The sequence below is a fragment of the Evansella sp. AB-rgal1 genome (assembly GCF_041820985.1).
In the GTDB taxonomy this organism is placed as follows: Bacteria; Bacillota; Bacilli; order Bacillales; family Salisediminibacteriaceae; genus Evansella.
The window spans coordinates 53,568-80,276 of the sequence record NZ_JBGUAU010000011.1 but is presented as its reverse complement, the minus strand read 5'-3'; the positions used below and the strand labels follow the sequence as shown (position 1 = coordinate 80,276).

Annotated in this window: 20 protein-coding genes; 1 reads left to right on the top strand and 19 read right to left on the bottom strand. The window is 34.4% G+C overall.

Going from position 1 to position 26,709, the window contains the following annotated elements; translation table 11 throughout:
- Nucleotides 1-96: 96 nt before the first annotated feature.
- The 6 genes from ACERII_RS11130 to ACERII_RS11105 form a co-directional block, all read right to left on the bottom strand.
- The gene (locus tag ACERII_RS11130; protein ID WP_373642370.1) at nucleotides 97-1,221 is read right to left on the bottom strand and encodes a prenyltransferase/squalene oxidase repeat-containing protein; all 1,125 of its coding nucleotides are present in this window, start codon (nucleotides 1,219-1,221) and stop codon (nucleotides 97-99) included.
- Nucleotides 1,222-1,315: 94 nt separating this feature from the next.
- Nucleotides 1,316-2,191 carry a carbohydrate ABC transporter permease gene (locus ACERII_RS11125; RefSeq protein ID WP_373642368.1) on the bottom strand — a complete coding sequence of 292 codons (876 nt, stop codon included), beginning with the start codon at nucleotides 2,189-2,191 and terminating at the stop codon, nucleotides 1,316-1,318.
- 21 nt (nucleotides 2,192-2,212) lie between these two features.
- Nucleotides 2,213-3,169, bottom strand: a complete 957-nt coding sequence (locus ACERII_RS11120) for an ABC transporter permease (RefSeq protein WP_373642366.1) — start codon at nucleotides 3,167-3,169, stop codon at nucleotides 2,213-2,215.
- Between the two features lie 532 nt (nucleotides 3,170-3,701).
- Nucleotides 3,702-5,219 (bottom strand): extracellular solute-binding protein, encoded by a 1,518-nt coding sequence (locus ACERII_RS11115; protein ID WP_373642365.1) that lies wholly within the window; start codon nucleotides 5,217-5,219, stop codon nucleotides 3,702-3,704.
- A gap of 787 nt (nucleotides 5,220-6,006) precedes the next feature.
- Nucleotides 6,007-7,578: an extracellular solute-binding protein gene (locus ACERII_RS11110; RefSeq protein WP_373642364.1), complete on the bottom strand. Its 1,572-nt coding sequence runs from the start codon at nucleotides 7,576-7,578 to the stop codon at nucleotides 6,007-6,009.
- A gap of 566 nt (nucleotides 7,579-8,144) precedes the next feature.
- Nucleotides 8,145-10,448: a helix-turn-helix domain-containing protein gene (locus ACERII_RS11105; protein ID WP_373642362.1), complete on the bottom strand. Its 2,304-nt coding sequence runs from the start codon at nucleotides 10,446-10,448 to the stop codon at nucleotides 8,145-8,147.
- Between the two features lie 422 nt (nucleotides 10,449-10,870).
- Here ACERII_RS11105 and ACERII_RS11100 point away from each other — a divergent pair, with 422 nt between their 5' ends.
- Nucleotides 10,871-11,542 carry a YesL family protein gene (locus tag ACERII_RS11100; RefSeq protein ID WP_373642361.1) on the top strand — a complete coding sequence of 224 codons (672 nt, stop codon included), beginning with the start codon at nucleotides 10,871-10,873 and terminating at the stop codon, nucleotides 11,540-11,542.
- 59 nt (nucleotides 11,543-11,601) lie between these two features.
- On the opposite strand, the gene ACERII_RS11095 is transcribed toward ACERII_RS11100, so the two are convergent.
- From ACERII_RS11095 to ACERII_RS11035, 13 genes are all read right to left on the bottom strand, one after another.
- Nucleotides 11,602-13,113, bottom strand: coding sequence for a tagaturonate reductase (locus ACERII_RS11095; protein WP_373642359.1), 1,512 nt, complete (start codon nucleotides 13,111-13,113; stop codon nucleotides 11,602-11,604).
- A 352-nt stretch (nucleotides 13,114-13,465) separates the two neighbouring features.
- A complete protein-coding gene (locus ACERII_RS11090; protein WP_373642358.1) occupies nucleotides 13,466-14,959 on the bottom strand; it encodes a UxaA family hydrolase in 1,494 nt (497 codons plus the stop codon).
- Between the two features lie 441 nt (nucleotides 14,960-15,400).
- Complete coding sequence (locus tag ACERII_RS11085) at nucleotides 15,401-16,228, bottom strand: sugar phosphate isomerase/epimerase family protein (protein WP_373642356.1); 828 nt, start codon at nucleotides 16,226-16,228, stop codon at nucleotides 15,401-15,403.
- Nucleotides 16,229-16,263: 35 nt separating this feature from the next.
- On the bottom strand, nucleotides 16,264-17,274 hold the full coding sequence (locus ACERII_RS11080) for a Gfo/Idh/MocA family protein (protein ID WP_373642355.1): 1,011 nt from the start codon (nucleotides 17,272-17,274) through the stop codon (nucleotides 16,264-16,266).
- 23 nt (nucleotides 17,275-17,297) lie between these two features.
- On the bottom strand, nucleotides 17,298-18,755 hold the full coding sequence (locus tag ACERII_RS11075) for a glycoside hydrolase family 28 protein (RefSeq protein WP_373642354.1): 1,458 nt from the start codon (nucleotides 18,753-18,755) through the stop codon (nucleotides 17,298-17,300).
- An 18-nt stretch (nucleotides 18,756-18,773) separates the two neighbouring features.
- Nucleotides 18,774-19,451 carry a rhamnogalacturonan acetylesterase gene (locus ACERII_RS11070; RefSeq protein ID WP_373642352.1) on the bottom strand — a complete coding sequence of 226 codons (678 nt, stop codon included), beginning with the start codon at nucleotides 19,449-19,451 and terminating at the stop codon, nucleotides 18,774-18,776.
- 132 nt (nucleotides 19,452-19,583) lie between these two features.
- The gene (locus tag ACERII_RS11065; protein WP_373642351.1) at nucleotides 19,584-20,351 is read right to left on the bottom strand and encodes an NAD-dependent epimerase/dehydratase family protein; all 768 of its coding nucleotides are present in this window, start codon (nucleotides 20,349-20,351) and stop codon (nucleotides 19,584-19,586) included.
- Between the two features lie 324 nt (nucleotides 20,352-20,675).
- A complete protein-coding gene (uxaC, locus tag ACERII_RS11060; protein WP_373642349.1) occupies nucleotides 20,676-22,076 on the bottom strand; it encodes a glucuronate isomerase in 1,401 nt (466 codons plus the stop codon).
- A 76-nt stretch (nucleotides 22,077-22,152) separates the two neighbouring features.
- Nucleotides 22,153-23,148: a sugar kinase gene (locus ACERII_RS11055; protein WP_373642347.1), complete on the bottom strand. Its 996-nt coding sequence runs from the start codon at nucleotides 23,146-23,148 to the stop codon at nucleotides 22,153-22,155.
- 2 nt (nucleotides 23,149-23,150) lie between these two features.
- On the bottom strand, nucleotides 23,151-23,783 hold the full coding sequence (locus tag ACERII_RS11050; protein WP_373642345.1) for a bifunctional 4-hydroxy-2-oxoglutarate aldolase/2-dehydro-3-deoxy-phosphogluconate aldolase: 633 nt from the start codon (nucleotides 23,781-23,783) through the stop codon (nucleotides 23,151-23,153).
- A 181-nt stretch (nucleotides 23,784-23,964) separates the two neighbouring features.
- Nucleotides 23,965-24,795 (bottom strand): 5-dehydro-4-deoxy-D-glucuronate isomerase, encoded by an 831-nt coding sequence (gene kduI, locus ACERII_RS11045; protein ID WP_373642343.1) that lies wholly within the window; start codon nucleotides 24,793-24,795, stop codon nucleotides 23,965-23,967.
- A gap of 76 nt (nucleotides 24,796-24,871) precedes the next feature.
- Nucleotides 24,872-25,627, bottom strand: a complete 756-nt coding sequence (gene kduD / locus ACERII_RS11040) for a 2-dehydro-3-deoxy-D-gluconate 5-dehydrogenase KduD (protein WP_373642341.1) — start codon at nucleotides 25,625-25,627, stop codon at nucleotides 24,872-24,874.
- 115 nt (nucleotides 25,628-25,742) lie between these two features.
- Nucleotides 25,743-26,516 carry a DeoR/GlpR family DNA-binding transcription regulator gene (locus ACERII_RS11035; RefSeq protein ID WP_373642339.1) on the bottom strand — a complete coding sequence of 258 codons (774 nt, stop codon included), beginning with the start codon at nucleotides 26,514-26,516 and terminating at the stop codon, nucleotides 25,743-25,745.
- Nucleotides 26,517-26,709 lie beyond the last annotated feature (193 nt).

Sequence of the window (26,709 nt, the reverse complement as noted above, 5' to 3'; positions counted from 1 at the left end):
GCAAGTATTCCTTGCCAATCGCAGTCACTATTCTATTTTCATTAAGATTATTAAGGAAAGCGAATGGAGCTAAACATTTTTCTAAGTTCAAAAAAGTTATACAATTTTTTGCTGTAAAAAGTTGTAAAATGTTTCTGAGTCTTTTATTGGTTTAGCTTGTAACCCTGCAAGTTGATGGCACTGTAACCAAATTAACGTTGCTTGTGTGCTTGCATTCATATCCCCTTCTACTAGACCTTTCCCTAAACATACAGGCTCTGGCATATCGGGATATAACTCATTCTTTTTCACTTGAGCAACATTCGGGGCTGGTGGTGAATGGTCTAGTTCTCTAGAAAAACCACCATCAGTTCTCTTAAGTGTCTTCACATTGTCGGTTGTAATTTTTAATATCTCTTTTAACTCTTTATGAGGAATAGATACATCCATATAAGAAAGCAGATTTATTGGGTTTCTTATATAACACATATCAAATGCTTCTTCTGTCCGTAAGCAATGTAAAATAGATTTATAGATAAGATCCGTATTAGGCATAGGTATATTAAATCTACTGTAAAACGTATGTAGCTTAAATGTTCCAGAAATTCGAACATATAAACTACCTTCTCCCCATAATCCTGTTTCGGGATCTTGAATACTCGCTAAATATTTCACTGCCTCATTAAGAAAACGCTGTTGTAGCGATTCTTCCATTTCCCCTATATAAACACAAGAAGTGGCTAGGAGATCGCAGCCCCTCCAACTATTGCTTAAATCTATACTCTGCCACTTTTTCAAATATGTCTCTGGAGTTGCTACATATTCAGGTGCAGATTTGGCTTCTAATGGTAATGGATAAAGCGGAGTACTACCTAATTTCCTTAGGGATCCTGCCGAGTAATTAATAGCTCGGTGAACCATCACTTCATCCTTTTTCATTGCAGGGTTTTCATCTAAAAAATAGCCTGTATTTTGATCTTGTTTTCTTTGAAAAAAAACGATCATTTGCTGTCTAATCTCTTCAGGTAAACTCTTCAATAGATCGTTCCTAATTAAAATATTTAACGCCTGTGCTGTTGACTCAATGTCTGGAGTAAAACGGTTATCTTTTATAGAACTTCTTGCATAATAAAATCCGCCTGTTACTGGATCATATTGTCCCGCTAACCATTGAAAGAATCCATCAAAATTTACCTCTAGTTCGTTCATTATCTCAAGCATTTCTTTTTTTTCGGAATTCATCTAATTCACCTGCTTCTAATAGAAAGCTAATATAAATCAGCAGTTCGTTACTTACATACTAGTTTTCACGGACTGCTGATCAGTTGTATCTTTATTATCCTTTAACAGATCCTAATAGAGCACCTTTTGCAAAGTATTTTTGTAAGAAAGGATATACCGCAAGAACTGGTAAAGTTGCTACTACGATTGTCGCCATCTTAACTGTAATTTCTGGTGGAGGAACATCTGTAAATTCGGATCCATCATAGTTAATTCCTGTTGCTAATACTACTATCTGACGTAGTAAAACTTGTACTGGCCACTTACTAGAGTCACTCAAGTATAGAATCGCGTGCATATATGTGTTCCAATATGTTACTGCATAGAATAATGAAATTGTTGCAATTGCTGGTAAAGAACATGGAATGACAATTCTGAAAAGGATAGAGAAGTCACCAGCACCATCTATTTTCGCAGATTCTTCTAACCCCGCAGGAAGGTTTTGGAAGAAACTTTTTAAGATTACCATATTGAAAGCATTTATTGAAACAGGAATGATTAATGCAAGTAGTGAGTTCATTAATCCTGTTTGTTGAACAACTAAGAATGTTGGGATCATCCCACCATTAAATAACATTGTAAATATGATAAGGAACATGATTTGTCTTCTACCAACTAAGTCTCGTCTTGAAAGACCGTAACCCGTCATTACGGACATTAACATACTCCATAAAGTACCACCTACTGTTACGATAACGGAAACCATTAATGCTCTTGAAATAGTATCAGTGGAGAAAATGTAACGATAAGCATCGAAACTCCATACCTTTGGAAATAATACGAATCTACTATTTGCTAATTCCGCACTCGTTGTAAAAGAAGCGGCAATTACGTGTAAAAATGGTAATACAGTAACTAGAGCAATAATCCCTAGTATGATGATATTTGCTACATTAAATAATCTACTACCTAGTGTTTTATCTTGAATCATTATTTCTCCTCCTTTCGGGTATTAATATACGCCCTCTTCACCGAATTTCTTCGCTAACTTATTAGCTAACATTACTAATATTAGACCTACTCCGCCTTTAAAGAACCCAACGGCAGTTGCATAACTAAATTGTCCTTGACGTAAACCAGCCACATATACATACGTATCAAAGATTTCCCCAACGTGTCTGTTTGAAGCATTTAATAATAGATAGATATGCTCAAATCCAAGCTCAAGCGTATCTCCAATTTTTAGTATAAGTAATACAATGATTACACTTCGAATCGACGGTAGTGTAATATGCCACATTTGTCTAATTCGAGTAGCACCATCCATACGTGCTGCTTCATATAATGATGGATCTACAGCTGAGATTGCTGCTAAGAAAATGATTGTTCCCCAACCAGCTTCTCTCCAAATAACTTGAATGATATACATAGGTCGGAATGTGTCTGCATTCATTAAAAAGTTTATTTTCTGAAAGCCCATTGCTTCTAACATTCCATTAATAATACCACCGTCCATCGTTAACATCACGAAGCTGATGGAAACGATTACAACCCATGACATAAAATGAGGAATATATATTAATGTTTGTACACTTCGTTTATAAGCTTGACTTCTTAACTCGTTTAACATTAAAGATAAAATAATTGGAATCGGGAAATATACAAATAATTGTAATGCGAATAACATTAATGTGTTTCTTAATATCATAAAGAAGTCTGGATCATTAAATAGTCTTACAAATTGATCAAATCCTACCCAAGGACTTCCTTGCATTCCTAAATATGGTTTGAAATCCTTAAAAGCAATACTTAATCCATACATCGGAATATACTTATATACTATAAAATAAATAATTCCTGGTAGGATCATTAAGTAAATCCATTTGTTCTTTTTTATTGCTCTCCATAATTCATTTCTTCTTTGTGCCTTCGTTAACGGAGCATCCTCCATTGATAATTTAGGTTCCATACTCATCTCCCTTTCTTACTTTGTTCATTCTTGATGTCCCCTTGTTTTTATGATTGGCCTTTCATGTTCTTATCGTAAAACAATGATCCAATAACGTATATAATCATCACAATACATTGGACATAATAAACGTTGATTTATCAAGGTTTTAAGTTCATACCTAAGCTTTTGATTATCATAAAAATAGATAAAAATACCCCTTTTATAAAACGCTTTCATACTATTGCCTAACTCAATTTTCCAAAAGAGTAAAAGTAGCCTACCTACAAAAAAAATATAGATATACTACAGGAAATTCCTGAATGGAAAAGGTTGAAGTATCTTTCTTTAAAAGCGACCGACCATACAATGATAACTATTTATTTATTCTCTAGTATATCAACGGAGAGAAGATGGCGTATTGAAGGGATTTTTTTCATTTTCTTGTGCTATTTAATAATGAGAGATACTCGTCTATGTATAAGAAAACTATTTTAGTAACATAAAAAATGGAGCCGAATAATATCGACTCCATTTTTTATGTTATTTATACTTAGTTAATTGCGTCTCTTGAAGCATTAAACTCTTCGATGATATTGTTCCCACCATCGTTTTTCCAGCGCTCTACCGCACTGTTGAATCCATCTAAATCAATTTGACGAAGAATATATTGATATGTTGCATCGTTTATTAATTGTTGTAAACGATCATTGTGTGTTACATAAGTTGGTGAATCCAGAGTAACGGTTGGATTGTGAATTAAATACTTCTCATTCTCTTTCACTAATTGGTCTGCTTTTGCTTTTGTTTCATATGTTGCTACCATTTCGTATCTTCCATTTGTATCTGGTTCACCGATTTCCATGGATAAGAACGGACGTACTTGTGTATCAATTTTTTGACGATTTTCTTCCATTAATTCAATTCCACCATCAGTAATTTGGTAATGCTCACCTTCAACACCCCATACAAGAAGATTAGCAACTTCTGGTGTCATAAGCTTATCATAAAATGCTAATACTTTTCTTAAGTCATCCTCAGTTTCAGTTCCAGATTTAGGGAACAATACAACACTACCATATCCAGGGATAGCCCATACTCCAAACTCACCATGTGGTCCTTCGATATAGTTTGCAACTTCGTATTCAACGTCTGGATTAAGATCTTTTGCATCATTATAGATACTAATAACATCACCCATAGATCCTACGTACATACCTGCTCTACCATTTTTAAATAAAGCTTGTTGATCATCTTTACTAGTAACAGGGAAATCTTGATTCATATATCCCTTTTCATGCAATTCTTTTACAAAATCTAAAGTTTGAATATACTCGTCAAACATAAATTCTGGTAATAATTTTCCATCTTTTTCTCCCCAACCGTTCGGAGTTCCAAACCAAGAAGAAATTGTTTTAAATGCTCCATAAACTAAATCACTTCTGTCCGTAAGACCAATTGTATCTTTTTGGCCAGTTTGATTTGGATCATCTTCAGTAAACGCTCTTGCCATTTCGTAAATCTCTTCTGTTGTTTTTGGTGTATCAAGTCCTAAGTTATCAGCCCAGTCTTTTCTATATATAACACCTTGTCTAGATAATGGTCTACCTTGGTATAAAGCATAAATCTTTCCATCAACTTTCGTATTCTCTAATACTTCAGGTTTTAGTTTGCTTAGATTTTCGAATTCCTCTAAATATGGTCCAATTTCCCAAAACTGATCTGCACGAATAGCATCTTTAAATTGATTAAACATACCGAATCCCATAGGAACAACAGCTGGTAATGTATTAGTTGCAAAAGCTGTGTTTAATCTTTCTTCATAGTTACCGTCTGGAACCCATTGAATGTCTAATTTTGTACCTGTAGCATCTTCTAATAGTTCTTTTAGGTAATTATCTGGAGTTTCTGGCGTGTGCAAATTATACATAGCATTAATTGTATATGGCTCATCAGAATCACTCGCTGTATTCCCTCCACTTTCTTTTCCACTAGATGTGTTACCACATGCTGCTAATACTAATATTGAAAGTACAGCAAGCAATGATAAAAGTTTGCTTGATTTCTTCATGTAATTAACCTCCCAAGTTTATCTGTAGCGAACGCTTACAAGTTCGATACTAGATGACTTACAACATTTTGAATATAATCAATTCCTCATATACTGTAAAAAACCTTTATTACTAACATCTTTAACTAAGCATGTAAGTACGTAACTAAGGAAATGATTATTACCCTTTTAAAGCTTTATTTTACAGACTTTTTTCTATCTTTTTTTGCATAATAATTTTACATATAGTGTTTATTAGAATCAAGTAAATGTAGAAAACTTACGAATTATGTCACATTTTAAACAAAGGAGAGATATGTAGTTGAAAAACTAAATAATGTTTCCAGAGGAATTAAGTTACTCTATCTCCTTATATAATGAGAAGATACTGTGAAACTTTAGTGGGAAGTAGAGAAGATGTTAGATCCCACGAAGCTTGGATCCAGGATGACGAGATTGCACCGTTCCCCTTAGGACGTGGACGTTCTTAGGCCAGGCCTATTGTAGGATTGCTCGGCAACTCCACACAACATAAAAGACACCGTGAAGAATGAACGGATATCGCGCTTGTTCCCTTGGGTGCAAGGAGTGGACTGTAGCGATAAGAATAATAAGCAACAAAGTTAGTATTCCATATTTAATCTGGTACACGTATTTCAGGGTAGAACCAAGATATAGTACTTAAAGACGTTCATTTCTAGATATGATTTAATTGTTATTATATATTTTCTTTACTTCATTTATCCCAACAATAGTAAAAAGAGTGACTCACAATTGTGAATCACTCTTTTATCTAATTTATATCCAATTAGTTAATTGCATCTCTTGAAGCGTTAAACTCTTCGATAATAGCATTTCCACCATCGTTTTTCCAACGTTCAACCGCTGCATTGAAACCATCTAAATCAATTTGACGAAGAATATATTGATATGTTGCATCATTAATCAATTGTTGTAATCTGTCTCCGTGTGTTACATGTGTTTCAGAATCTAACACAACAGTAGGATTGTGAATTAAGAAATCATTGTTATCTACAATCAACTTATCTGCCTTAGCACGAGTCTCATATGTTGCTACCATTTCAAAACGACCATTTGTCTCAGGCTCACCAATTTCCATAGAAAGGAATGGTCTTACTTGAGTGTCAATTTTTTGTCGGTTTTCGTCCATTACACGAATTCCACCATCTACGATTTCATAATGCTCTCCTTCTACACCCCAAATTAAAAGGTTAGAAACTTCTGGAGTCATTAACTTGTCATAAAACGCTAATACTTTTCTTAACTCATCTTCTGTTTCGATAGCTTGTTTAGGGAATAAAACAACACTACCAAATCCAGGTATAGCCCATACTCCAAACTCACCATCTGGACCTGCAATTCTATTTGCTACTTCATATTCTACATCTGGATTTAAATCACTTGCATCATTGTAGATACTCAACACGTCAGCCATAGAACCAACATACATACCAGCTGTTCCATTTTTAAACATTGCTTGTTGATCATCTTTACTTGTTACTGGGAAATCTTGGTTCATATATCCATTTTCATGCATCTCTTTAAAGAAGTCCATTGTTTGAACATACTCATCAAACATAAATTCAGGTAATAATTGTCCGTCTTGCTCTCCCCAATGGTTCGGAGTTCCAAACCAAGAAGCCACTGTTTTAAACGCACCATAGATTAAGTCACTACGATCTGTTAAACCAATCGTATCTTTTGATCCAGATTGGTTAGGATCATCTTCTGTGAATGCTCTAGCCATTTCCAGAAACTCTTCTGTAGTTGTTGGAGCTTCAATTCCTAAGTTTTCAGCCCAGTCTTTACGATAAATTAGACCTTGACGAGATAAAGGACGTCCTTGATAAAGTGCATACAGTTTACCATCTACACGTGTGTTATCTAAAACTTCTGGTTTTAATTTACTTAAGTTTTCAAATTCACTTAAGTATGGCTCAATTTCCCAAAATTGATCAGCACGGATTGCATCTTTAAATTGGTTATAGAAATTAAAGCCCATTGGTACTACCATTGGTAATGTATTTGTAGCAAAAGCTGTGTTTAATCTTTCTTCATAGTTTCCGTCTGGAACCCATTGAATATCTAGTACTGTATTTGTCGCTGTTTCTAATAGTTCTTTTAAGTAATCATCTGGAGTTTCTGGTGTGTGAAGATTGTACATTGCTTTAATAGTAAACGGCTCTTCCGGTTCATCAGCAACTTCTTCATTGTTGTTATTGTTGTTGTTTTTGTTGTTATCGTTGTTATCGCTTTCAGAAGTTCCCCCACCAGTTGCATTGTTGTTTCCACAAGCTGCAAGCATAAATACTACCATTACAGCAGCTAATAGAGATAAAAGTTTACTTGATTTCTTCATTCATTAACCCTCCCATAATTCTTTTCATTTTTTTATGGATATATTAATTCCTACTTTATAGGAATACATCCCAAACTCAAGAACAAAACAATGACAACGTTTTCATTTGAAGGAAAAATTTTTTAACTTTCAAATGAACTTGAATATCCTTTTATGAGCCACCCCTTTCAAAGCAACCTCGTTGTCTAACCAAAGTGTAATACACCAAATTAAATATCGTACATAATCAATACATCATCCGTCTGTATGTTGAAGCGCTTACAAGGGAGTGATTTACAGCAATCTAACATAATGATTATACAATTTATAAATCAGCTATTTAATTGCTGCTATTTCCAAAAATGAATGGAATGGCAAGAATGTATTAGTTTTAGGTAATCGTAACTAGTAGACATAACTATTCGGAAATGATATTCACTCTACCCATAAAAATATGCTTAATTGATATGTTATTCTTCTTAATCAAGTATAAAAATATGCTGGTCATCAAATAGATACTTTACTTGCAGCATGAAGTGTAAAAAAAGGAACGACACATCATATTTCAAAATATGATGTGTCACTTTTTATGATTCTTTCGTATTTAATTGCCTATATTGTCCTGGTGTCATGTTTTCTTGCTTCTTAAAAGATCTAATAAAGTTTTGCGAGTTATTATACTTTAGTTTATCTGCAATTTCTTTTACTGTCATATCTGTTTCCGTTAGCCATTTCTTTGCTAACTTAAACCGATAGTTTGCTAAATACTCGCTAAAAGTATGATTTGTTTCTTGTTTAAAAACACTACTTAAATAATTTGCGTTATAGTGTAATTTTGCCGCACATTCCTCTAATGTAATATCTGTATCATAGTTTTTGTGAATTAAATCAATTATTTTTTCCGATAAATTATGGAATTGAGAATCTCTTCTTTCACTAAATACATTAATTAAAGGTAAAATTAATCTATCTTTAAACCATTCACTTATTTCATCTTTCATTTGAAGTACTAATAATTCTTCATATAATGATTCGTGATACACATCAATCTGCTTAAAACTAATATTATTTTCCTGTTTAACTGTTAATAAGTTGTTTAGCAATTTCATCATTGATATTTGATATTCCCTTGGTGTTTGAGATGTATTAAATAGTTTCTCCATCCAAAGATCTAAATTCTCGAGTGCTTTTTCTTTCTCTGCTAATTTAATTGCAACGACTAACTCTTCTTCTGTACGCCTTGGATAATCATAAATTATGGAGCTTTTCCCTGAGTTAATGCTACTATATTGTATAATAACCCCTTTTCCTAACTTAATTCGATGTTTAAGTGCTTCTACACCTTCTCTATAAGCGGTGGAGGCTTTTTTCAGTTCATCGAACGGCATACTAATTCCAATACTAACTGAGATACTTAAATTTTCTTCAATATTTTCCTGCAACTGTTCCGTTATCTCATATAAAATATCATCCATATTTCCATGATCATTTTCTGTAAAACCAATTAAGATAACAAGAGTATTATCTAGCCAAACAGTTGGCAGTCTTTTATTCAAAGATATAGATTCTTCTACTATATTTGACACCGCAAATGATAACAGATCTTTATCTTTTTGCTCATAGTTAGAATTCTCTAATGTATCTATCTGTAACGTTAATACTGAATGATTAGTCCAAGTATCTACAATAGTACTTAGACCAAAGTATGCAATTTTTTCCGATACTTCCGTTGACTTAAAATTCCCAAGAAATAAGCGATTCAAAAATATTGCTTGTACTTGCTTTGAATGATCTTTTAATTCTAACTCCATATCAGTTTTTGATGAAAATAAATGTTTTACTTGTTGTTCAATGATCTCAAATTCAGTTTCTTTTTTTCCATTTTCATCTGGAATTTGATCTTGTATATACTTAACAACCCGATCCACAGGAGAATACAATCGCTTCGATATAATTAAAACACTTATTAGAGAAATAGCTATCATTGTTAACATCACGTAAATAGTAAACCATCCAATTTTTTTAGCATCTCTTGTTAAGCTGTCTATAGAATGATAGGTTAAATACGTCCAATTATTAAAATCTGATTGGTGATACGTAACAGTATACGGGTTATTGTCAAAGAAAGTATCGAATTGACCTATCTCATCATTCATTAATTCCATATTTTCAATGTAACCCGCATCTTGTAATGTCTTTCCAATCATATTTTCATCATGATGTACAATAATTTTTTGATTCTCGTCCACAATTAAAAACACTTCTGATTCCATATCAATTTGAACTAGGTCTGCTAATTGACAAGCTGGAATGTTTGCAATTGCTAATCCATACTTGGCACTTGCTTTAATAGGAAGTTGTTTAATTAAGCTAACTGTGTAGCCACAATCAGTTTTTGTAAAATTAGGAGAAAAATCAGTATTGTCAATTAAAACCCAAGAGGATCTTACTTCTAAGTCAAAAAATGTTTCATACATTTCTCTATCTGAGTGTTCATTTAATCGATAAACCCCTACGTTATTAAGTAACCAATTATTATTTTTATTTATGATGATAATATCATCGACACTAGTTTCCATAGATTGTAGGGTAATTAACTCCCTTCTCAGTTCTCGATGAATTAAAAAGTCATAACCAATCATATGAACATCTAACGCGTCCATCATCATATTTGAATCTATAATTGAATTTAATGAGTGATTGACAGTTCTTAAAATTTGTTCAACATTGGAATTAATTTGTCTAATGGAGTAAAGCTTCTCTTCATTTACTTTTGCTTGAATCTCATTTGTTGATTGAACGTAAGAAAAAGTTCCAACTATAATAACAGGTAATATACTAATTAAACATCCAAACATAATTAATTTTGAAAATAAGCTTCTACTTCTCATTGTAATTCCCCCAGGTATAACGACGTTAACTAGTACATAGAAAGTACATAAAAATTGATTACGCTTCCAACAATAGAAATTTATTACCCAATTTTACTTAAGTAAGTATAATTTATTTTAATTCTTTTTACAGTATTTTTTAAAAATGTTCTTATAATTGTTATATTTTTATGTTTTAAAAGTAGACAGCAGAAAATTGTCGAAGAATGCTATTGACCTCCTACTATTATACCACTACTAAAGTGATTTTTTTAATTTTTATTATCTTTCTTTCATGTTTTTAACTATTAAATGAACTTATTGTGATAATAATTTCATATACTTAAAACTATGGTAAAATATAATAAGTAAACGCTTTAAATAATTGAGATATCTAATGTTAAAAATGTATTGTTAAAAGATAGAGAGAAGAGGGATATATTATGCAAATGGGTGGATTAATGGGTGGTTTTTATCGAGTAAGTGAATGGATCATGAGGCTAGCATATGTTAATTTATTGTGGATATTATTTACAACAATTGGCTTATTTTTCTTTGGTTTTATGCCTGCTTCAATAGCAATGTTTACCATACTAAGAAAATGGATTTTAGGTGAATTTGATATTCCGGTTTTTAAAACTTTCTTCGGTACATTTAAAACAGAATTTATAAAAGGAAATATCTTTGGACTGGTAATTCTGATCATTGGTTATATTCTCTATATAGATTTACAATATTTATCTCTTGTAGAAGGAACGTTGCACACGGTACTATTAGCTGTATTGTTCTTAGCTGGTATTCTTTACCTAACATTCACATTCTACATTATCCCTGTATATGTACACTATGATCTTAAGTTAAAAGAATATTTCAAGTTTGCAATCTTGATAGGCATTACAAATTTCCATATTACTATTTTAATGGCTGTAGGTATAGCAGCACTTTATTATATATTTATGAGAGTTCCAGGATTAATTCCCTTCTTTAGTGTTAGTGTAACTGGTTTATATATTATGTGGCTTGGTAATCTCGCATTCAGAACACTAGTTTCAAAAAAAGAAAAGTATGAACAGAAGCAAAAAGAAAAGGCAGAAAATGCTTCTACGAATGAGTAAAATATAAGAAGAAGACCTTACAATGTAAGGTCTTCTTCTTATATTTTATCTTGTATAATTTACTTTACTAAGCTCTCTACACTTGCTTTCATACCTTCATCAACAATTTGTTGGAGGTATGAAGTAACAGCGTCAGTTAAACCAGGAATTTGATTTAAGTCTTCACTCCAAATGCTCTCATCAGCTAATAAAGTCGTTACTAGTCCATTGATGCTCATTTCACCAGCTTCAAATTTACCCCATCCAGTTGCTAATGCTTCAATAACGTTATCATTTTCTCTCATTGTATATTCTACACCATTACGGTTACCAATTAACGCATTCTCTTCTTGACGAATTGGACGATAGAAAGCAAATAGTGACGCAAGTGAGAAAGTAATCGTTTTTGGAAGAGTTCCTTCACTTTCTACATAACGTTTTACTGAAGGTAATAATCTTGATTTAAACTTGTAAACTGCATTTAAGCCGATATCAGTTAAATAGTGTTTCGTATATGGATTTAGGAATCGTTCTGTAACAGCTTCTACAAATGCAACTTTTTCAGATTCTTCCGAGTGAACCGTGGGCATTATTTCTGAAAAACCTTGGTTAACGAATTTACGTAATGTTTCATTTTCCATTACTTCTAGAACCATATCAACACCATATAAGTATGCAGCTGAGAACATCATTGTATGCGGACCGTTTAAAAGGCGCACTTTTAATTCACGGTGTGGTGTAATGTCTCCCCATTTGATGTTTAATCCAGCTTTGTGGAACGGAAGTTTTTCTTGAACCTCTTCATCTCCATCTACTGCAAACATGTGGTATGGTTCACCAACTACGATTAGATTATCTTTATAACCTAACATTTCTGTCACTTCGTCGATAGTATCTCTAGGATAACCAGGTACGATGCGGTCTACTAACGTATTACAGAATTTATTGCTTTCTTCTAACCAAGTTGTAAATTCAGCAGGTAAATTCCACTCTGATGCTAATTGAAGAACTAGTTCTTTTAGCTTCACTGCATTTTCTTCGATTAACTCACAAGGAACAATTACTAATCCAGAATCTGCACTTCCGTTAAACGCTTTGTAACGGTGGTAAAGTAATGCGGTTAATTTAGCTGGATATGATTCAGGAACTACACCTTCTGTAAATTCTTCTTGAACATAGGTAATACCTGCTTCTGTTGTATTGGAGATGACGATTTCCAAGTCAGATGATGCTGCAACAGCTAGTACCTCATCCCACTGATTATAAGTATCTAATGCTCTAGAGATAGAAGAGATAACTTCACTCTTATCTACCACTTGACCATTTTGAACACCTTGAAGTACTACTGTATATAGACAATCTTGTTCATTTAACATGTCGATCATTTTTCCAAAGTTAATAGGCTGTGCTACAACTACTTTACCGTTAAATACTCCTTTATTATTCATTTGTTGAATAAGCCAGTCGATAAAGCCACGAAGGAAGTTACCTTCTCCAATTTGTAATACTTTTTCTGGTAAGTTTTCTTGAATGTTATATTCTACAGCTGCATTCATGTCTGCTTTTGTTAGTGATTTGTTTAACTGTTTCATAGTACACCTCTTCTATTTTTTATAATTTGCTTTTTGTCTACCCTGAAAATACGTAATATCATTAGTTGTTAACTTATCTAGTATTACTAATCCTGTGGGCTCATATTTCATTCGCTACTGCCCACTCCTTTCCAGTGGGGAGTTGCCGAGCCACCTCCACGACTAGGTCACTAAGGTGTCTCGCCCCTACTCTACTTCCCACTGGAGTTCGTGGACTTCCGCTCATTCCATATAAAGTGAATAGTACTACAATACTAACATCATATTTTCATCCATCATGAAGTAACTACTCTTAGGCTGAAGCTCTTCAATATTATTCTCAGAATCTATCTTTCTCAGAAAATATTAATTCTTATAGTATAACTCCATCTTTAAAGATGGAAATTTCTTTAAAGCCAAATTTTTCATTATTTGTCTTTAATTCACCTGATGCTAGTTTAATGATGTATTCAAAGAATTCGTCTGTTAATTCCTCTTTGTCTTTTCCTTCTACTAATTGGCCAGCGTTAAAGTCAATCCAGTTTTTCTTTTTATTGTATAAATCAGAATTTGTTGAAATTTTTACTGTTGGTACTGGACCTCCAAATGGAGTACCACGACCTGTAGTAAATAGAACAATATGTGCTCCAGATGCAGCTAATGCTGTTACAGATACTAAATCATTTCCTGGACCTTGTAATAGTGTTAATCCTTCTTCTTTCATACGATCACCGTATGGAAGAACATCCACTACTTCAGCAAATCCACCTTTTTGAACATTTCCTAAGGATTTTTCTTCTAATGTTGTAATTCCACCTTTTTTATTTCCAGGTGATGGGTTTTCATATACATTTTGATCATGCTTTATGAAGTATTCTTTAAAATCATTTACTAAATCGACGATTTTAGTGAATGTCTCTTCATCTTTTGCTCTTTCCATTAGCATTTCTTCTGCACCAAACAATTCAGGAGTTTCAGTTAAAATAGTTGAACCTCCGTGAGAAATAAGTTTGTCTGAGAATGAACCTAATAGTGGGTTACCAGTAATACCAGAGAATCCGTCAGATCCACCACATTTTAAACCGACCTTAAGTTTAGAAACTGGAACAGGCTGACGCTCAAAAGTTTTAGCATAGTCTACAAGCTCTTCCATGAGTTCCATCGCTTCGCCAATTTCATCTTGTGCTACTTGTACTTCTAAAAATTTAACACGTCTTTCGTCGTACTCACCAAGTACTTCTTTAAATACATCGATATAGTTATTTTCACAGCCAAGACCCAAAACTAGAATTGCTGCTGCGTTTGGATGATGAACCATATTACTTAAGATCTTTTGCGTATTATGAAGGTCATCACCTAACTGCGAACAGCCGAATAAATGTGAATAATGATACACACCATCTATTTTTTCGTCTTTGAATTGCTCGTTTGCCATTTTCGCAACAATTTCACATGTTTTATTAATACAGCCTACAGTATTAATAATCCATACTTCATTACGAATTCCTACTTCACCATTTTCACGAACGTACCCATTAAAAGTTCTCTCTGAAGTGCCTTTTTTAACCTTAGAAGGTTTCGGATTATAACTATAATCTAGGGTTCCCTCAAGATTTGTTTTTACGTTGTGCGTATGAACCCAAGATCCTGCTTCAATTGTTTCTTTTGCACTACCAATTGGAAAACCAAATTTGATAACGTTCTCATTTTGAGCAATTGTATCAAGTGCAATTTTATGTCCTGATGGAATATCTTCTTTTATTGTTATTTCTTTATCTTCAAATTGTAATACTTCGCCTTCTTTATATTCCTTTAACGTCACCACTACGTTATCTGTTTTATTAACATGTAAATGTGTAGATGCCATAATGTCCTCCTTATTAATCGTTGTTTTATTATAAAATAACAACGTTGTTATTTTTATTATAAGTCTCTATGAAATAGATGTCAATCTACAAAAATACATTTGTTTTATTATTTTTGTAGATTGACAATTTTTTGGTTGTTAACCCTTAAAATACGTAATCTCAATTGGAGGTTAACTTATCTAGTATTCCTAATATTGTTGGTTTTTATTCCATTCGCTACTGCCCACGTCCTGTGGGCAACGGCGTCATGTCGCCATCCTGGCTCCCGTCTGCTACGGTGTCTCGCCTCTGCTCTGCTTCCCACTGGAGTTCCGTGGGCATTCGCTCATTCTATAGGAAGTTGATGTTTCTAAAACATCTTATAACGTATTTTCATCCTCCATGGTGCAAATTTCAACTTGCATGGGGCATAAAAAATACCATTAATTTCTATACAAAGTTTATTTAGTAACTTTTTGTTGAATATTTTCGATATAGTATTTTGATTCTTTCATTTGATGTGGTGGCTGAGCTTCTTCCATAATAATATTGCAGTGTGGTTTATATTTAGCTAGTAGCTCCATGTAAAGTTCATAATTCATTTGTCCTTTGCCTGGAGGTACTGTAACAACCTCATTATCTTTCCAGATTCGGTCTTTCGCGTGACAAGCAACGATCCTACTCCCTAATAAATCAAATGCTTCACGGATAACTTCATCTTGATTATCCAGATTTCCTTCGTGTAGCAAATTTCCTGGGTCTAGTACGACACCAATTTGAGAAGAAGGAATTTCTTCTAGCATTGCCAATAATTCCTTTGCTGTTCCAATAAGGTGATCATTTGCAGGTTCAATTCCTACGATTACTCCCCATCTTCCTGCTTCTTCTACGATTTCTTCAATCGTTTCCTTCAGTCTTGCCCAATCGTTTGCATCTGCTTCTCCATTCGGTTTCCCTACCTCAAAGGCAACAACGGGCGCACCTAGGAAGCTAGCATATCGAACAAGCTCTTTACATCTTTCAATATTTTCACGTAACACCTCTTCATCACGATCAAAGAAATGCAAATAGCAAGCTAGAACCGAAATAGAAACACCATGTCTAGCGAATTCATCTTTTATTTCTTTTGCTAATCCAGGGTTTAATAAACCAGGCTTATTGAAGTCGTAATCCTCTATCGCTTTCCATAAAGCTAGTTGTACGTGTGTAAACCCTTGAGAACTCACCTCATATGCAAGCTGTTTATACGGTAATTTCCCAAATAAGTGTGCTAAAACTCCTACAGACATTTTTTAAATCCCCTTCCAAAAAAAATAGATAGTTTTTATTCTTTCCCTTTTTCTTCATTCCACATTTTTATAGGATCTCCTGCAACATTATAAATCTCTTTTATAAGCTCAGTAGCAATTTTTGCAGATTCACCAGTAATAAAAGGCGCATCGTCTTTTTCAATAGAAGAAATGAAATCCTTCGCTAAGTATAAAAACAACTGTTCATTTGAATTGTCTCTTGTAAAACGAGGTAATGATTCACTAGGAACATCAAACATTGTAATTTCCTCATAATTTGCTGCAATGGATCCTAAGGTTCCTGAAATTTCTATCCCTTCTTGCTTCATTCCAAAACTAGCTGTGGAGGCTTCAATCATTCCAATGGCACCATTCTTATATTTTACTACAGCATAACCGTGGTCTTCCGTTTCGATATCATGATAAACTTGAAACCTTTTTGCTTGAAGAACTTCATCATAACCATTTCCTAACCATAAAGCTAAGTCAATAATGTGACTTCCTTGTTGAATAAAGGGGCCACCACCATCTATCTCAACCGTACCATGCCATGTATTGTAGTACTCTTTCGGTCGGAAGTGCTTAATAGTAACATCTACAACCGTAATTTTCCCTAGTTTTCCTGAATCAACTACTTCTTTTACAAAACACAAATGTTCAATAAACCGTCTCATATAGGATACTGCTAATTTGACATTTTTATCGTTACAGCTTTTTATCATTTCATTTTGTTTTTCTATAGAAATGTCCAATGGTTTTTCACATAGACAATGAAGACCTAACTTCGATGCTGTCATGACACCTTCATAATGAAGTGCATTTGGTGTACAAATTACCGCTGCAGTAGCATTGCTTTCCCTAGCAACATCCTCAATAGATATTCCAAAGTGAGGAATAGAATGTAGCTTAGCATACTCTTGTACTCGATCCATATCTCGACCAACAACACCAGCGATTCTTACGTTGTCCATGTTAGAAAAAGCTTTTACATACGCTTTACTTATGTTTCCATGACCAATTAACAGTAAATTATGTTGTTTCTCCATTACATTTCTCCTAACTTAATAGATTACGATAATGTAACTTTTCCTTCTCCGATTTGCTCTTCATTCACAGACGTATTTTTACAATTCTCTAATGTAAATGGTGAACCTTCTTTCACTAGCATTGTTGCATTAGAGAAGTGGACATTCAAGCATTGAGAACCAATAACACCTTTTACAGAAGTAAACGATAAATTCTTGAAAAATAGATTTTCCAGTGGCATTTCAGGTAAACCCTTTAACAAGATACCTGTTTGAGCACCTGTACTTACAACATTTTCAATAGAAACATTTCGGAAAATAGGAGTTTCTTCCGTGACAGGAACTGTTCCCTTTACAACATCTTCATCTGAGATCTCATAAAACATATGGAATACGATAGCTTCCCCTTTAATGTTATTCATTCGGATATCATTAATTACTATATTTTCTACTACACCACCACGTCCTCGTGTGCTTTTAAAGCGTAGTCCTGTGTCCGTTCCATAAAATGTACAATTCGTTACTTCCACGTTCCTAACTCCGCCAGACATTTCACTACCAACGACAAATCCTCCATGGCCACTGTACACTTCACAGTTACGAATGATCACATCTTCCGTTGGTATTCCCAGCTTTCTTCCTTCTGCGTTTTTCCCAGATTTTACACAAATAGCGTCGTCCCCAACATCAAATATACAGTTCTCTACGATGGCATAACGACACGATTCTAAATCTAAACCATCGCCATTTTGTGAAAACCAAGGATTTCTTATTGTAACGTTCCGCATTGTAATGTGCTTACAAATCCAAGGGTGTACATTCCAAGCAGGAGAGTTTTGAAACGTTGGTCCATCTATTAGAATATAGTTACTCTTTCGAATACTAACCATATTTGGACGTAAAAACTCTCTAATTTCCTCATAATCTTCTATGTTGGTAGAGCCCTTTTGACGAAGCTCCTTTACTTTTTTTGCTCCATTCATAGCATTCTCAGTTGGCCACCATATTTCCCCATCTTTATCTACTACTCCACCTGATTTCAACAACTTGTTCCATTGCATCTCTGTCATTTTAAAACGCTTTATTGGTCTCCATGCTTCTCCAGAGCCATCAAACGTTCCTGCTCCAGTTATTGCAACATGTTCTAAGTTTTCCCCGTCAATTGGTGATTTGCAACGAATTACTTCCTCTCCTTCAAACGTGGATTGGATAAGGGGATACTCTTCAAAGTTTGGAGTGAATAAAACTAGTGCACCAAATTCTAAGTGTAGATTTATTTTACTTTTTAACGTAATTGGACCTGTAAGCCAAATACCTGGTGGAACAATAACTTTTCCTCCACCTTTATCTGAACATGCTTCTATTGTTTGTTGAAAAGCTTCTGTATTGAGATGTACTCCATCACCAATTGCTCCATAATCTGTGATTGAAAAAGTAGTTTCTGGGATAATAGGTGATTGAACTGAAAACGTTGGTAATTGTATTTTTTGAAATAATGACATGTTGTCCTCCTAAATTTGCTAATCAATATAATCTACTAATGGTAAGCTATGATTCTTGCATTCATCTATCACTAGTTGTGCAATTTTATTTGCACCATATTCGGAAAAATGAGTATCATCTTTTTCGCCGTTTGGATAGTTTTCCTCTTCTCCAGGTTCAAACCACAAAAATAATTTTTTTGAAGCTTCTGGGCCAAGGCTTTCAAGTAATTGTTTGCTTTTTTCACCCAAATCAATAACAGGAACGTCTAATCTCTTTCCTAACTCTTTGATTGCCAAAGGATAATCACCATGCGTCTCAAAGAACACCCCTTGTTCATCAAAGCTTCTTCTTTGTACAGGGGTTACAAGAATTGGAGAAGCACCCTTCTCTAGTGCCAGTTCAATATATGTTGTTAAATATTGTTGAAAGGTTGTAAAAGGTTCTGTATGCCTCTCAGGATCCTCTTTTTCATCGTTATGTCCAAATTGAATGATTAGAATATCACTAGACTCAATAATTTCTTCTACTGGTACAAATCTTTTTTCATCCAGAAAACTTTTGGAGCTTCTTCCAGATGCAGCTTCATTCCTAATTTCGATCTGATCATTCAGATAATTATGTAGCACTTGCCCCCAACCTGCTCTAGGTGCCCTTGAGGAATCATAGCTTGACACTGTAGAATCCCCTACCAGAAATAACCTTACTGTTGTCATATAAAACCTCCAAAATAATTTGGCTATACTTACAGTATAGTAAGAAACGATGGTTTAAGTAATAATCATTATCTAAGATATTAGATAGAACTCCTTTTCTAATAATGAGTATGCTAGATTGTGATATGTTGATTATTCGTTTTTATGTGAATTCAAAACATCTTCACTATTTTCTTTGGAGCGGAATCCTAATTCACGAGTAGCGTCAGAGGTATCCCACGGTTTTCCATCATTATCCGAAACACCATAATACGTTTCAAAGCTAGATTTAGATTCAATGGCTAGTCCAAATAATTCAACTAGATCTTTGTCTGATAGTAACGTTTTCTCTAGTCTTGGCTTCTCTTGAATTGCTTTCTTCTCATCTCCCGGTGGTACAGAAGCAATTCGTATATTTATAACAGATACGTCACGATGCTGAGAAAAAATAAATCCAGCTTGCTCTGAAGCAAGCTTCAACACTCCATACAGACTCCTCATATAAGGATAGTCAGTTACATTAATCTCTCTACCTAAGAGTGAATTTCCTTCTTCCTCATAATAATCAGTAACATGATTGCTACTTGCAAAAATTACTTGTGGAATATTGTAATGAGAAGCGACTAATAAGATATAATACGATGCTTTGAAAAAAACATCTGTCATCTTTTCAAATTTATCAATTTCTGGAACAGGCTCTCCCGTCTTTGTGGCAAGTAGATTAATGATCGTATCAGTGTCCTTAGGCATCTTATTCAGAAGTTCATGGTAATTGGTTGCATCTACTTCGATACATTCTATCTCTGCATTTGGATCATCAAACGATTGGTCCATTGCAATAATTTCATGTTTTTTCATTAATCCATGAATTAGTGTTCTCCCTACATTTCCTGCTCCACCTATGATTACTACTTTTTTCATGGTAAAACCAGCCTTTCTAACTATGGTACATAGTATTTTTTCCACCCTTTGTGAAAACTATGTAAGGTTAGAAAAGCTTGTAGTCGCACTCTTTTCCCTATGTAAAGTTCCACTACCTGTTTGGAAGCTTTTATTGGCCAGTTCTATAACTTATTCATAATTGGGGCGGTCTTTAAACTCAGTTTATCTGCCATTTCATCCTCTTTTTCAGATCCATATGGTCTTTAAACCTCGTTTACCTAAGGCTTCAAAAAAAGACAACAGCCTTCGTTACACTGTAGCGAAGGCTGTTTTGTTCAAGCATCATTCGCTGCTTGATTTTTATTATAGGTTAAAGTAGTTCTTCGGATTGTTGTAGCAAATATCTTGAACAATCTGTCCTAATAGTTTGTAGTCTCTTGGTGCCTCTCCGTTTTCAACCCAGCTCCCAATAAGATCACATAAAATCCGACGGAAGTACTCATGACGAGTATAAGATAGGAAGCTTCTTGAATCTGTTAACATTCCAACAAAGGAACTTAAAATACCAAAGCTAGCAAGGTCCTTCATTTGCGCAAGCATACCTTCTTTTTGGTCTAAGAACCACCAACCAGAACCAAATTGGATTTTCCCTCTCGCTCCGCTAGCTTGGAAGTTTCCAATTGCAGTTGCGATGATATGATTATGGATAGGATTTAGGTTATATACAATCGTTTTTGGTAATTCATTTGTGCTATCAAGTTCATTTAAAAATCCATTTAACGATCTTGCTAAGTCAAAATCGTGGATAGAGTCAAATCCTGTGTCTGGACCTAGTTCATTGAAACGACGTTTGTTGTTGTTACGAATTGCTCCAATGTGTAATTGCATTACCCATCCTAAAGAACTATATAATTTCCCTAGGAAAACAAGCGTATATGTTTTGTACTTTTCTTCTTCTTGTGGACTCACCGTTTGACCATTTAATGCTCTTTCAAAGATAGCAGCTGCTTCCTCTTGAGTACATTCTGCAAACGGTAATGTTTGAATTCCGTGGTCAGACACACGGCAACCTACTTCATGGAAAAAATCAGCTCTTTTTTCAATCGCTTGTAGTAAGTTCGCATAGTTCGTAATTTCCACTCCTGCAGCTTCGCCAAGTTGAGAAACATATGATGCAAACTCTGGACGACCAATTTCAACCGCTTTATCTGGACGGAATGTTGGTAATACTTTTGTTTCAATAGCAGCATTTTCTTTAATAGCTTTATGATATTCAAGATTATCAATAGGATCATCTGTTGTACAAATATATTTCACATTGGATTTTGCAATGATCTTTTGAGTAGTATAGTCCTCTTTTTGCAATAAAGCATTGCAATGATTCCAAATATCTTCACTAGTGTCCTCATTTAATAATTCATCAACGTCAAAATAACGTTTCAGCTCTAAATGTGTCCAGTGATAAAGTGGGTTACCAATCGTATAAGGAACTGTTTTTGCCCATTGTTGGAATTTTTCATGGTCTGATGCTGTTCCAGTGATTAAGTTTTCATCAACACCAAGTGTTCTCATTGCTCTCCACTTATAATGATCACCATGTAGCCAAATTTCAGAAATATTAGCAAACGATTTATTTTCAGCTATTTCTTTTGGACTTAAGTGACAATGGAAATCATGAATCGGCATTTGTTTTGCGTAGTCATGGTAAAGTGTTTTTGCTGCGTCATTACTTAATACAAAATCATCATGAATAAAAGATTTCACAAGTAAATCCTCCTTGAGTTTATTTATATCCATCTAATGCAAACGTTGTTATTTTTTTTTACAAAACACAACATTTCTATCTTGTTGTATTTTGTTTACCTGCTACGATGTTTTCTACCTCAACAAGAGTCGGTGCACCTTCCCAGTCACCTTTAAACTGAGTCGCTAATGCTCCCATCGTGTTTGCACGAGTTAGCGCTTTCGGAACAGATGTTTGAAGTACTCCTTCACTTAAAACGTTCTCTTCATCTAATAATACAGATAAGAATCCAGCAGCAAATGCATCTCCTGCTCCAACCGTATCAACGACTGATTCTACCTTGAATGGATCACCATATAAAACTGTGTCAGCGAATTTAGCCATAGATCCTTTTGTACCTAATTTCAGTACTACTAATTTTGCACCCATATCAAGAAACGCTTGACAGTATTCTTCTTCTGTTTTACTTCCTAACAAAAATTCTGCCTCATCCAAACCTGGCATAAAAATATCGCAAAGTGGAATTAATGATAATAGAGTATCTCTAGCAACTTCTTCACTCCAAAGCTTTCGACGAAGGTTCGGGTCAAAGGAGACAGTTAATCCTTGTTTTTTTGCTTCCTTCATTGCTTCAACAACTAAGTCCGTAGTATTCTCGCCTAATGCTGGTGTGATACCTGTGACGTGAAAATGACGAGCATCTTCAAACCACTCTGTTTTTACATCTTCCGGTTTGAATTTACTAGCAGCTGAGTTTCTACGGTAGTAATATACATTAGGGTCACCATACCCTTTTGATTCCTTGAAAAAAACTGCAGTTGGTGCTTGGTCGTCACGAATGACATGTGTCACGTCAACACCTTCACCAGCTAAGGTAGACATAATCGTACCAGCAAATGGATCATTTCCTAGTCGACTAATCCATCTAGTTTTTTTCCCCAATCTACTCATTCCTAAGGCTACATTAGACTCTGCTCCCCCAACAGATTTTGAAAACATTGGGGCATATGCGATGGAACCTTCAGGCATAGGTTGAAATAAAATCATGCTTTCACCAAGAGTTACGAAATCAACTTTAGGTAAAGAACTCATGTTTATACCCCTTTCACCTTTTCAACAAACTGTTTAGCTAAAAGTGTAATTTCATCATATTTTTTCTCTTGAATTAATTGTTTGTTTACTAGATTTCCACCTAATCCTACAGCAATTGCACCAGTAGATAAGAAATCGTTTACGTTATCAAGATTAATTCCGCCTGTGCACATCATTGGAATGTGACCTAGTGGTCCACGAATATCTTTTAAGTAATTTACACCTAGCGCACCAATTGGAAATACTTTTACAGCAGTGGCACCAAGACTGTATGCACGAACGATCTCAGTTGGAGTTAATGTTCCAGGCCAAACGTCCACGCCTTTTGATACTCCATAATCAACAACACTTTCATCTAGGTTCGGAGATACGATATATTCCGCTCCTGCAGAGATAGCATCTTTCGCCATATCTAAGTTAAGTACAGTACCTGCACCAATTGCTAAATCATCTCCGAATTTTTCTTTGCAATCTGCAATCATCTTTAATGCACCATCGGTATTTAATGTGATTTCTAAAAATTTGATTCCACCATCTAATAGTGCTTGTGCAGTTGCTTCCCCTGATTCATATGAAATTCCACGAATAATTGCAACTAATTTTTCTTGTTGTAATAACTCTAAATTTTTACTCATTTCCCTATCTCCTACTCTAAAAATAATTTACTTACTAAAACGTTTACTTTGTTTATTATACTACGTGTTTTCCAGTAGTTCATACAAGTTTTCAATAAAAAATTTGACGATTCTAGTACGAATTCTATCTTTTTATACACATAAAGTACCTGATAGTTAACCAGGTACTTTATGAAAAATATTATTTAAGGTCTTCCATCTTGATGAAGTCCATATCAGTAAATGTATAGTTCTCTCCAGCCATTGCCCAAATAAAAGTATAGTTTTTCGTACCTACACCAGAATGAATAGACCATGGTGGTGATAGAATTGCTTGCTCGTTTTTCACTAATAAATGACGAGTCTCACTAGGCTCACCCATGAAGTGGAAAACTCTTGAATCTTCGTCCATATCAAAATATAGATAAGCTTCCATACGACGATCATGAACGTGTGCTGGCATTGTGTTCCACATGTTGTTTGGCTCTAGAAGTGTCATACCCATCATTAACTGGCAACTTTGAATTCCGTCACCATGGATGTATTTATAAATTGTACGATTGTTAGATTCTGCATCAGATCCAAGTTTCGTTGGAGTTGCTTCTGAGATAGGAAGAACTCGTGTTGGATATTCTTTATGTGCTAAAGAAGATACAATATAGAATTTAGCTGGGTTGGAAGCATCTTCACTATGTAAAGTTACTTCTTTTTTCCCTAATCCTACATATAAGCAATCTCTTTTGTTTAATTCGTACTCTTCTCCGTCAACAACAATTTTTCCTTTTGCTCCAATATTAACGAAGCCAACTTCTCTTCTTTCAAGGAAATATTCTGTTTTAAGGCTATCGCCAGCGTCTAATAATAGTCCTTCAGAAGTAGGAATTGCTCCCCCAACTACAACTCTGTCGTAGTGAGTGTATGTTAAATTGATTTTTCCTGCTTCAAACATATTTTCAATTAAGAAATCTTTTCTTAATCTTTCTGTTGAATAACTCTTAAAATCTTCTGGATTTGTTGTATGTCTAATATCCATCAATACCGACTCCTTTTTTATAATCTAACATCTATATCTATAGAATGTTTTGGGTCATCAAAGAATTATTTTTTTATCAAGAACTCATCCATCCGCCATCAACACATAAAATGTGTCCAGTTACATAGCTAGATGCTTCAGATGCTAGGAATACAACAGGTCCTTTTAGGTCTTCAGGAGTTCCCCAATCACCTTTTGGAATTCTTGATAGAATGAAGTTACTACGGTCTTCATCCGCACGTAATGGAGCTGTGTTTGCAGTTGCAAAGTATCCAGGCGCAATAGCGTTTACATTTACACCTCTACCTGCCCACTCATTTGCAAATGATTTCGTAATACCTGCAACAGCATGTTTACTAGCTGTATAAGAAGGAACGCGTAATCCACCTTGGTAAGAAAGCATAGATGCTACGTTAATAATTCTTCCAGAACCATTTTCTAACATATGTTTCCCAATTTCACGACATAATTTAAATACTGCATGTTGGTTTACATCGATTACATCATGCCAATCTTTATCAGAGAAGTTTTCTGCTTCCATACGACGAATAATTCCAGCGTTATTAACTAAAATATCAATTTTATCTACAAATTGAAGACTTTCTTTTATAACGCGATATACTTCTTCTTCTTTGGATAAGTCTGCAGTAATTTCAAAATATTTTCGTCCTAAAGCTTCTACCTTTTCTTTCGTTTCAGGAGTTGGTTCATAACCTACACCAATAATGTCTGCGCCAGCTTCAGCCAATCCTAAAGTCATCCCTTGCCCTAAACCTTGTCCAGATCCTGTAACTAGTGCTACTTTACCTTCTAATGAAAATGCTGCTTTCATAATCAATTACCTCCCAGTAATTCCTAATATATTCTTTTGTTTTATTTCGGTTCGTTTTTGTTCGTTTCCAGTTTGATTATAGCACCAAAATGAACATGTGGCAATAAACCTTTTATTATTTTTTTTCCATTGATGCAAATGTTACAGAAACATCCTTCGTTTCTAGTTCTTTGCGAATATGAGGATCTATTTTGTCATCTGTGATAATATCATCTATCTCATGAATCTGTGCAAATTGAATAAGTGCAACCTTTTCAAATTTAGTTGAATCCACTAATAAGGTAACACGTTCCGCACTTTGTATAACCTGTCTCTTCCAATCTGCATGTAAACTATGAAGTACAGTTAACCCATGTTGTACTGATACCCCAGTTGTTCCAAAAAAAACTCGTTTCACACGAATTCTTTTTAAATAATCAGTAGCTTCTGCTCCTATTAATGAAGAAGAAGTACCAATTCTAGTGCCACCTAAAACCAATAACTGAACTAATTCTTTACTTAATAATTCAGTAGCAATTTTGATATCGTTTGTAATTACTGTTACAGGGAAGTCACCTAATAATCTAGCCAAGGCTTGAGTAGTGCTGCCTCCATCCATCAAGATCGTTTCTCCTGGTTCAATCAATTTTAAAGCTTCCATGGCAATAGCAGTTTTCACATCACTTCGTAGTGATTGTCTTTCATCGATAGGAAAAATCCTGCTTTCATCTTCTGGCAGTACTGCTCCTCCATGTATCCTTTTAAGAAGACCCTTCTGTTCTAATGATTCTAAGTCAACACGAATCGTTTTTTCTGTAACTCCAAGTAATTGACTTAATTCAGATACTTTTATAATTTTATTTTTATCAAGTTGTTCTAATATATTTTCATATCTCTCCACAGATAACATACTCGGCCTCCATCGTTTGTTATACCCTAAATACCAAATTAATAATCTATTTCCTATTATCGAACGAAAACGAACATTTGTAAACTTAATTATCTAATTTCCATTAATATTTACGTTAGGGTGGAACATCTTTAATGAGAATTTACCGATGTTTTAAAATTAATAGAAGGGTAATAGAAACAAAAAGGAGGGC

Excerpts from the sequence above, each read along its gene's own strand:
- ACERII_RS11130 (WP_373642370.1), bottom strand. The coding sequence starts at position 1,221 with ATGAATTCCGAAAAAAAAGAAATGCTTGAGATAATGAACGAACTAGAG.
- ACERII_RS11125 (WP_373642368.1), bottom strand. The coding sequence starts at position 2,191 with ATGATTCAAGATAAAACACTAGGTAGTAGATTATTTAATGTAGCAAAT.
- ACERII_RS11120 (WP_373642366.1), bottom strand. The coding sequence starts at position 3,169 with ATGGAACCTAAATTATCAATGGAGGATGCTCCGTTAACGAAGGCACAA.
- ACERII_RS11115 (WP_373642365.1), bottom strand. The coding sequence starts at position 5,219 with ATGAAGAAATCAAGCAAACTTTTATCATTGCTTGCTGTACTTTCAATA.
- ACERII_RS11110 (WP_373642364.1), bottom strand. The coding sequence starts at position 7,578 with ATGAAGAAATCAAGTAAACTTTTATCTCTATTAGCTGCTGTAATGGTA.
- ACERII_RS11105 (WP_373642362.1), bottom strand. The coding sequence starts at position 10,448 with ATGAGAAGTAGAAGCTTATTTTCAAAATTAATTATGTTTGGATGTTTA.
- ACERII_RS11100 (WP_373642361.1), top strand. The coding sequence starts at position 10,871 with ATGCAAATGGGTGGATTAATGGGTGGTTTTTATCGAGTAAGTGAATGG.
- ACERII_RS11095 (WP_373642359.1), bottom strand. The coding sequence starts at position 13,113 with ATGAAACAGTTAAACAAATCACTAACAAAAGCAGACATGAATGCAGCT.
- ACERII_RS11090 (WP_373642358.1), bottom strand. The coding sequence starts at position 14,959 with ATGGCATCTACACATTTACATGTTAATAAAACAGATAACGTAGTGGTG.
- ACERII_RS11085 (WP_373642356.1), bottom strand. The coding sequence starts at position 16,228 with ATGTCTGTAGGAGTTTTAGCACACTTATTTGGGAAATTACCGTATAAA.
- ACERII_RS11080 (WP_373642355.1), bottom strand. The coding sequence starts at position 17,274 with ATGGAGAAACAACATAATTTACTGTTAATTGGTCATGGAAACATAAGT.
- ACERII_RS11075 (WP_373642354.1), bottom strand. The coding sequence starts at position 18,755 with ATGTCATTATTTCAAAAAATACAATTACCAACGTTTTCAGTTCAATCA.
- ACERII_RS11070 (WP_373642352.1), bottom strand. The coding sequence starts at position 19,451 with ATGACAACAGTAAGGTTATTTCTGGTAGGGGATTCTACAGTGTCAAGC.
- ACERII_RS11065 (WP_373642351.1), bottom strand. The coding sequence starts at position 20,351 with ATGAAAAAAGTAGTAATCATAGGTGGAGCAGGAAATGTAGGGAGAACA.
- ACERII_RS11055 (WP_373642347.1), bottom strand. The coding sequence starts at position 23,148 with ATGAGTTCTTTACCTAAAGTTGATTTCGTAACTCTTGGTGAAAGCATG.
- ACERII_RS11050 (WP_373642345.1), bottom strand. The coding sequence starts at position 23,783 with ATGAGTAAAAATTTAGAGTTATTACAACAAGAAAAATTAGTTGCAATT.
- kduI (WP_373642343.1), bottom strand. The coding sequence starts at position 24,795 with ATGGATATTAGACATACAACAAATCCAGAAGATTTTAAGAGTTATTCA.
- kduD (WP_373642341.1), bottom strand. The coding sequence starts at position 25,627 with ATGAAAGCAGCATTTTCATTAGAAGGTAAAGTAGCACTAGTTACAGGA.
- ACERII_RS11035 (WP_373642339.1), bottom strand. The coding sequence starts at position 26,516 with ATGTTATCTGTGGAGAGATATGAAAATATATTAGAACAACTTGATAAA.